Origin of the sequence: Kitasatospora sp. NPDC059747 (assembly GCF_042732955.1) — a bacterium.
Lineage (GTDB): Bacteria > Actinomycetota > Actinomycetes > Streptomycetales > Streptomycetaceae > Kitasatospora.
Window position 1 is genome coordinate 1 of the sequence record NZ_JBHWGV010000216.1, and the last position, 7,739, is coordinate 7,739.

Here is a 7,739-nt window from a genome sequence, read left to right on the forward strand (position 1 = left end):
CCACCGAAGTGCACCGAGCCGGACCAGGAGGCGCTGGGGCGGGGGGCCCCGGCGGCCCGTCCGCCCCGCCGGGACGGCGGTGGTGGCGGGGCGGGACACGGGGGATTCCTGTCTGTGGCTCGGCCGACGGCTCACTGACCGGCTCACTGGCCGGCCTGCTGGGCGGCCTGCTGCAACGCGCCGAGCGTCTTCTTCGGGTCGCTGACGGCGGTGCCGATCTGGGTCTTGACCTGGGAGGAGACCGCGGGCCAGGTCGGGTCGCTCAGCGGGTAGAAGCTCGCGGTGGGCAGGGCCTGCAGGAACGGCAGCAGGTCCTTCTCGTCCGGGTCGCCCTGCAGGGCCGCCGACGCGGACCGGGTGACCGGCAGCAGGTTGTACTCCTTGGCGAACCTCACCACGTTGTCCTTGCCGTAGGCGAAGTCGAGGAACGCCTTGACCTGGTCCTTGTGGCCGCGCTTCTTGAAGGCCATCATCCAGTCGCCGACGCCGAGGGTGGCCTTGGTGGCGCCGTCCTTGCTCGGCATCGCCGTCCAGCCGACGTCCATGCCCTTCAGGTCCGCGAGCTGCCCCGGGAAGCCGTTGAGCATGCCGACCTTGCCGGAGGCGAAGTCCTTGGTGAGGTCGGTGCGGTTGACGGCCGCCGGGCTCTGCTCGGTCAGGCCCGCGTCGACCCAGGACTTCAGCTGCGCGAAGGTGTCGAGGTTGGCGGGCGAGTCGATGGCGTAGTGCCCGTCCTGCCCTTGGTAGCCGCCGTGGTTCTCCAGCATCCAGATGAACGACTCGCCCTGCGCCTCCTCCTTGCCGAGGGGCACGCCCAGCGGGATCTCGACGCCCGCCTTCTTGAGCGCGGTGGCGGCGGCGGTGACGTCCGCCCACGTCCTCGGGGGCTTGGCCGGGTCGAGGCCGGCCTTGCGGAAGAGGGCGTTGTTGACCAGGAACAGCCGGGTGCTGGCGACGAACGGGATGCCGTACTGGGTGCCGTCCTGCTCGCCCGCCCGGGCCATCGCGGGGACGAAGTCGATCGCGGTGTTCCCGGAGAGCACCTCCTGGGCCGGGTAGAGCAGGCCGTCCTTGGCGAAGTCCGCGTAGCCGCCGGTCTGCAGGAGGTCCGGCTGGTTGCCGTTCTGCACCATCGTCTTGACCTGGGCGTCCAGGTCGTTCCAGTTGATCACCTGCAGGTCGACCTTGATCTTCGGGTTCTGCTGCTCGAACGCCGAGATCACGCCCTGCCAGTAGGCCTGGCTCGGGTTCTGTCCGTTGGAGCCGTAGTCCGCCGCGACGAACTTGATCGTCGTGGTGCCGTCGGCCGAGGGCCCGGAGCCGTCGGAGCCGGAGCCGCAGGCCGACAGCGTGAGCGCGGCGGCCAGACAGACGGCGGGGAGGACGAGGACGCGCGGGTTCATGGGGGACCGCCTTTGCGGGGAGGAGGGGGTCGCGAGCCGACCATGCGCCGCCATGCTCATTGATGAGCGAACCAGGCAGATATGCGCATGCTTGAACATTCTCGCGAGGAGAGTGTGCAACGCCGACACCCCCGCAGGCCAGTCGGCGTTACCGAAGTGTTGCCGGAAGATTCGGTCGGCAGGACTCCGCGCAGATGCCTTGACTCATGCACACCGCAGCCTCGAAGCTGTCGCGCACACGCTCGAAGATGCCCACTCGACGTGGATTTAGAGCAACTTTGCTCATTCGACTCCAGCCCGCCGTGGAAGGATTCCCCATGACCAGACGCCCCCTCCGGGCCGCGTCCGTCCTGCTGTGTACGACGCTGATCGTCACCGGCTCCGCCCTCACCGTGACCCCGGCCGCCGCCGACGACGGCGTGACCGCCCCGGTCGCCAACTACTCGGCCGCCGCCACCCCGCAAGGACCGATCGCCGCCACCCCGCCGATGGGCTTCAACAACTGGGCCCGCGCCACCTGCACTCCCCAGGCGCCGCTCGACGGCTCGCCGCGGCTCGGCTACTCCTTCCAGCAGTACATGGAGGACAACGCCAAGGGCCTGTCCGACGCCGGCCTGATCGCCGCCGGGTACAAGACCGTCACGGTCGACGACTGCTGGATGTACCGCAACGGCTCCGGCTACCTGCACGGCGCGGCCAACTGGGGCTCGCGCACGGACGTTCGCGACACCAGCCGGCAGCCCGGCTTCGACGACGAGCTGACCGCCTACGGCGACTACCTGCACGGCCTGGGAGCCAGGTTCGGCATCTACGAGACCTCCGGCACCCACACCTGCTCGACCGTCGCACCGACCTCGCCCAACCTGCCCAACGGCAGCGAGCACTACGAGCAGAACGACGCCGACTCCTTCGTCTCCTGGGGAGTCGACACGCTCAAGTACGACAACTGCGGGCAGCAGGAGCCGATGCGGACGCTCGACAGCCGCATGGCGGGCGACCTCGCCGGCGCCGTCACCGCCGCCAACAACGCCGGCACCCCCACGCCGAACGTCACGTTCAACATCTCGGCCCCCGCCGCCTACGGCAACGGACCCACCAAGTCCGACGCCATGACCTGGGTGCGCGGCCTCGGCCAGCTCTGGCGGGTCGGCCCGGACGTCTTCAACGACTACGACAACGGCGCCACCGACCCGTGGAACCAGCCGCTCGGCGTGCAGTCCTCGTACAACTTCGGCGCCTACCAGAGCTTCGACAACTCCCTGGAGCTCAGCCGCTACCAGGGGCCCGGCGACTGGAACGACGCCGACATGCTGCTCATCGGCGACAACGGCATGACCACGGCCGAGGAGCGCAGCCAGATGTCGCTGTTCTCCGCGCTCGCCGCGCCGCTCGTCATCTCCACCGACGCCCGCAAGTTCTCCCCGTCGTACATCTCCGCGCACCCGGCGGAGGCGGCGCACCTCAACGCGTCGGTCGGCATCCTGGGCAACTCCGAGGTCATCGCCGTCGACCAGGACCCGCTGGGCGCCGGCGGCCAGCGGGTGGTCGGCGGCGGTGCCAACGCGGACGGCACCCCCGCCGCGAGCAGCGGCATCGACGTCGTGGTGAAGCCGCTCGCCGACGGCAGCCGCGCCGTGGTGGTGCTCAACAAGGGTGCTTCCGCCGCGAATTACACCCTCGACCTGCACGCGATCGGCTTCGACGCCACCGGCGGCTACACCGTCCGGGACCTGTGGGCGCACACCACCGCGACGTCGGCGGGCACCGTCGGCCTCACCGTGGCCCCGCACGACAGCGCCATGCTGAGGATCACCCCGCCGAGCGGCAGCGGCGCCACACCGCGCGGCCAGATCACCGCCTCCCGCGACAGCTGGGGCAAGGCCTCGCTCTGCCTGGACAACTACCAGTCCCGGATCGCCGACACCGCCGTCGACGTGTACCCGTGCTCCGGCACGTCCAACCAGCAGTGGCAGCGCGACACCGACGGCTCCGTCCGGCTGCTCCAGGGCGGCGGCGCCGACCTGTGCCTCACCGCGCAGAGTTCGACCGGCGCCGGGGTGGTCAACGGACAGCAGGGCCAGTGGGTCGGCGTCGCCCCCTGCGGCTCCGCCCCGGGCTACCAGAGCTGGACGTACGACCGCGACGGGAACCTGAAGCTCGCCGGCACGAACCTGTGCCTGGACGTCTACCGCGGCACCACCACCACGGCGGGAACCCCGGTCGACGTCTACACCTGCGGCGCCGCACCCGGCGCGATCCAGACCAACCAGACCTGGGCCGCGCCCTTCGACACCCCGCCCGGCGCCTGACGTCGGGCTGAGCGGCCCGGGGCGGGTGGCGCGGCCTCGACATCGGCAACCCGTCCACCCCCATATCCATCCGCCCCGGGCCGCTTCCTCTGCTGCAATGTTCTGCGCACTGTTGCGCACTTCTGCTCATTTTCACTATCTTCAGAGCACCACCGCGCAGGCGTCGCCGCTCCGCCGCGCCTCTTCCCCTATGCAGGAGCCCTCCATGACCCACGTCTCCGACGAGATAGCCAGCCAGCCGAGCACCTGGCGCCGCGCCCTGGACCTCACCCCCGGCGGGCTGCCCGAGCCCGGCGAACGGGTCGCCGTCCTCGGCTGCGGCACCTCGCTGTACATCGCGCAGGCCTACGCCGCACTGCGCGAAGCCGCCGGTCAGGGCGAGACCGACGCCTTCGCCGCCTCCGAGTTCCCGGCCGGCCGCCGCTACGACCGGGTGCTCGCCATCAGCCGCTCCGGCACCACGACCGAGGTGCTCGCCGCCCTACGGCAGGCCGTCGGCACCGGCACGCCCACGGTCGCGATCACCGGCGACACCGCGACCGCGATCAGCACGGCCGCCGCCGCCGTGATCGACCTGGGCTTCGCCGACGAGAAGTCCGTCGTGCAGACCCGGTTCGCCACCACGGCCCTCGTCCTGCTGCGCGCCCACCTCGGCCTCGTCCCCGCCGACCTGCCCGAGCAGGCCGAGCGCGCCCTCCTCACCCCGCTGCCCCAAGGGGCCGTGGCGGCCCGCCAGTTCACCTTCCTCGGCGCCGGCTGGACGGTCGGCCTGGCCAACGAGGCGGCGCTCAAGCTGCGCGAGGCCTCCGGGTCGTGGACGGAGTCCTACCCGGCGATGGAGTACCGGCACGGCCCGGTCAGCGTCACCGAACCCGGCAGCGTGGTGTGGTTCTTCGGCCCGCCGCCGGCCGGACTGCTCGACGAGGTGCGGGCCATCGGCGCGCTCGCCTCCGTCTCCGACCTCGACCCGCTCGCCGACCTGATCCGCGCCCAGCGCCTCGCCGTCGAGCTGGCGCACGGCCGCGGCCTCGACCCCGACCAGCCGCGCAACCTCACCCGCTCCGTCGTCCTGACCGCCCCGGCCGGGCCGGGTTCCTCCGGGCCGGAGGGCACGGCATGACGGTCATCGCCCTCGACGTCGGCGGCACCCAGATCAAGGCCGGCGCCATGGCCGACGACGGCACCCTCGTCCACACCGAACGCCGTCCCACCCTCGCCGAACGCGGCCCGGACGCCGTCGTCGACACCGTCCTCGGGTTCGCCGCCGACCTCGCCCGCACGTTCACGCCGTCCGCCGTCGGCATCGCGGTCCCGGGCATCGTCGACGAGACGACGGGCACGGCGGTGTTCGCGGGCAACCTCGGCTGGCAGCACGTCCCCGTCCGGAGCTGGCTCACGGAGGAACTCGGCCTTCCGGTGGCCTTCGGGCACGACGTCCGCGCCGGCGGGCTCGCCGAGGCCAGGCTCGGCGCCGGCCGCGGCTGCCGCTCCTTCCTGTTCGTCCCGGTCGGCACCGGCGTCGCCGCCGCCGTCATGCTCGACGGCCGGGCCCTGGCCGGCCGGCACAGCGGCGCCGGCGAACTCGGCCACCTGCGCGTGCGGCCCGACGGGGAGCCCTGTCCCTGCGGCGGCCGCGGCTGCCTGGAGACCGTCGCCTCGGCCGCCGCCATCGCCCGCCGCTACGGCCGGGCCACCGGGGAGACCGGCCTCGGCGCCAAGGAGGTCCAGCAACGGGCCGCCGACGGTGACGACGTCGCGGCCGGGATCTGGCAGGACGCCGTCGAGGCGCTCGCCGACGGCCTCGCCGCCGCCGTCACCCTGCTCGACCCCGAACGGATCGTCATCGGCGGTGGTCTGGCCCAGGCCGGGGCCTCGTACTTCGACCCGCTGCGCAGCGCGCTCGCCGACCGGCTGACCTTCCAGGGCATGCCGCGGATCGTCCCCGCGCGGCTCGGCCACCAGGCCGGGTGCCTGGGCGCCGCCCTGCTCGCCCGGGACCTCCCGGGCGTCCGGGTGCCGGCCCCGCTCCGGAGGGCCGACCGGTGATCCTGACCGTCACGTTCCGGAGGGCCGACCGGTGATCCTGACCGTCACGCTCAACACCGCCCTCGACCTCACCTACCGCCTCGACCGGCTGCGGCCCCAGGCCGACAACCGGGTCCGCGAGGCGGCCGCCCGCGCCGGCGGCAAGGGCGTCAACGTCTCCCGCGTCCTGCACGCCCTCGGCCACGAGACGGTCGTCACCGGCCTGGCCGGCGGACCGAGCGGCGACGCCGTCCGCGCCGATCTCGCGGTGGCCGGGCTCACCGACGCACTCGTCCCGATCGCGGGCGAGACCCGCCGCACCGTCGCGGTCGTCGAGGACCACCTCGGCGACTCCACCATCCTGCTGGAGCCGGGCCCGGTGGTCACCGGCGCCGAGTGGAGCGCCTTCCTCGGCCGGTACGACCGCCTGCTCCCCCGCGCCCGTGCGGTCGTCCTCTCCGGCAGTCTCCCCGGCGGCCTGCCCGACGACGCCTACGCCGTGCTGATCCGCCTCGCCCACGGCCACGGCGTGCCCGCCGTCCTCGACGCGAGCGGCGACGCCCTGCACGCCGGCGTCGAGGCCGCACCCGCGATCGTCAAACCGAACGCCGCCGAACTCCGGGCCGCCAGCGGCACCGCCGACCCGCTCGCCGGCGCCGCGGCGCTACGGGCCGCCGGCGCCCGGGCGGTGGTGGCCTCACTCGGCCCCGACGGCCTGATCTCCGTGACCCCACAAGGGAGTTGGCGGGCCAGGCCGCCGCGCGCACTCGCCGGCAACCCCACCGGTGCGGGCGACGCGGCCGTGGCCGCGCTGGCGCTCGGGCTGGTCTCGCACACGCCGTGGCCGCTGCGGCTCACCCGCGCGGTGGCCCTGTCCGCGGCCGCCGTCGCCGCGCCGCTGGCCGGGGACTTCGACCCCACGGTCCACTGCCGCCTGCTTCAGGAGGTAACCGCCGAGCCACTCCCCGAAGCGTCAACTGCTGCTCCTCCAGGAGCTGTTCAACCAGATTCCGCTCAAGCACCCACCGCTCGCGAAGGAGAGTCCCGATGCCACTGACGGGTACCGGAGAGATCGTCACCGCCGCCGGCACCGGTCGCGGCGTCGGGGCGTTCAACGTCATCCAGCTCGAACACGCCCAGGCCATCGTCGCCGGCGCCGAGGCCGCCGGGTCGCCGGTGGTCCTGCAGATCAGCGAGAACGCCGTCCGCTACCACGGCGGCCTGGCCCCGGTCGGCCGGGCCGTGCTGGCCGTCGCCGCGGCGGCCGCCGTGCCGACGGCGGTCCACCTCGACCACGCGAACTCCGCCGAACTCGTCCGAGAGGCAGTCGAGTTGGGCTTCTCGTCGGTCATGTTCGACGCCTCCATCCTGGACTACGCCGACAACGTGCGGGCCACCGCCGAGGTGGTCGCCCACTGCCACGCGGCGGGGGTCTGGGTCGAGGCGGAGCTCGGCGAGGTCGGCGGCAAGGACGGCGTGCACGCCCCCGGCGCGCGGACCGACCCCGCCGAGGCCGCCGCGTTCGTCACCGCCACCGGCGTGGACGCCCTGGCCGTCGCGGTCGGGACCTCGCACGCCATGCTCACCCGCGACGCGGCACTGGACTTCGGGCTGATCTCCGCACTCCGGGAGGCCGTGCCCGTCCCCCTGGTCCTGCACGGTTCCTCCGGCGTGGCCGACGAGCACCTCGCCACCGCCGTGCGGCACGGCATGACCAAGATCAATATCGCCACCCACCTCAACCAGGTGTTCACCACCGCCGTCCGCGAGGTGCTCGCCGCCGACGAGCGGCTGGTCGACACCCGGCGCTACCTCGGAGCCGGCCGCTCCGCGATGGCCGAGGAGGTCACCCGCCTGCTGGGGGTCCTGAACACAGCGCCCCGCGGCCTGTCCGTGAGCTCGCTCTGAGAGGGTGTTCGATAGGGGAATCCCCCCAACTGTCCGGCTTTCGCGGGCTCGGCACGGACGCTGTTCCAGGATCCTGTAGCGGCCGGGCCCGTGT

General features: G+C 73.1%; 6 protein-coding genes. 5 read left to right on the forward strand and 1 reads right to left on the reverse strand.

Annotation, left to right across the window (positions count from 1 at the left end; translation table 11 throughout):
* Positions 1-143: 143 nt before the first annotated feature.
* The gene (locus ACFV4G_RS42430; RefSeq protein WP_380448830.1) at positions 144-1,403 is read right to left on the reverse strand and encodes an extracellular solute-binding protein; all 1,260 of its coding nucleotides are present in this window, start codon (positions 1,401-1,403) and stop codon (positions 144-146) included.
* Between the two features lie 317 nt (positions 1,404-1,720).
* Here ACFV4G_RS42430 and ACFV4G_RS42435 point away from each other — a divergent pair, with 317 nt between their 5' ends.
* The 5 genes from ACFV4G_RS42435 (at position 1,721) to ACFV4G_RS42455 (ending at position 7,645) form a co-directional block, all read left to right on the forward strand.
* Positions 1,721-3,712, forward strand: a complete 1,992-nt coding sequence (locus tag ACFV4G_RS42435; protein WP_380448832.1) for a ricin-type beta-trefoil lectin domain protein — start codon at positions 1,721-1,723, stop codon at positions 3,710-3,712.
* A gap of 205 nt (positions 3,713-3,917) precedes the next feature.
* On the forward strand, positions 3,918-4,832 hold the full coding sequence (locus ACFV4G_RS42440; protein ID WP_380448834.1) for an SIS domain-containing protein: 915 nt from the start codon (positions 3,918-3,920) through the stop codon (positions 4,830-4,832).
* Positions 4,829-5,758, forward strand: a complete 930-nt coding sequence (locus ACFV4G_RS42445; protein WP_380448837.1) for an ROK family protein — start codon at positions 4,829-4,831, stop codon at positions 5,756-5,758. Before ACFV4G_RS42440 ends, ACFV4G_RS42445 begins: the two co-directional genes overlap by 4 nt.
* Positions 5,759-5,789: 31 nt before the next feature.
* On the forward strand, positions 5,790-6,794 hold the full coding sequence (locus tag ACFV4G_RS42450; RefSeq protein ID WP_380448839.1) for a 1-phosphofructokinase family hexose kinase: 1,005 nt from the start codon (positions 5,790-5,792) through the stop codon (positions 6,792-6,794).
* Positions 6,785-7,645 carry a ketose-bisphosphate aldolase gene (locus ACFV4G_RS42455; RefSeq protein ID WP_380448842.1) on the forward strand — a complete coding sequence of 287 codons (861 nt, stop codon included), beginning with the start codon at positions 6,785-6,787 and terminating at the stop codon, positions 7,643-7,645. The genes ACFV4G_RS42450 and ACFV4G_RS42455 overlap by 10 nt, the downstream gene beginning before the upstream one ends.
* Positions 7,646-7,739 lie beyond the last annotated feature (94 nt).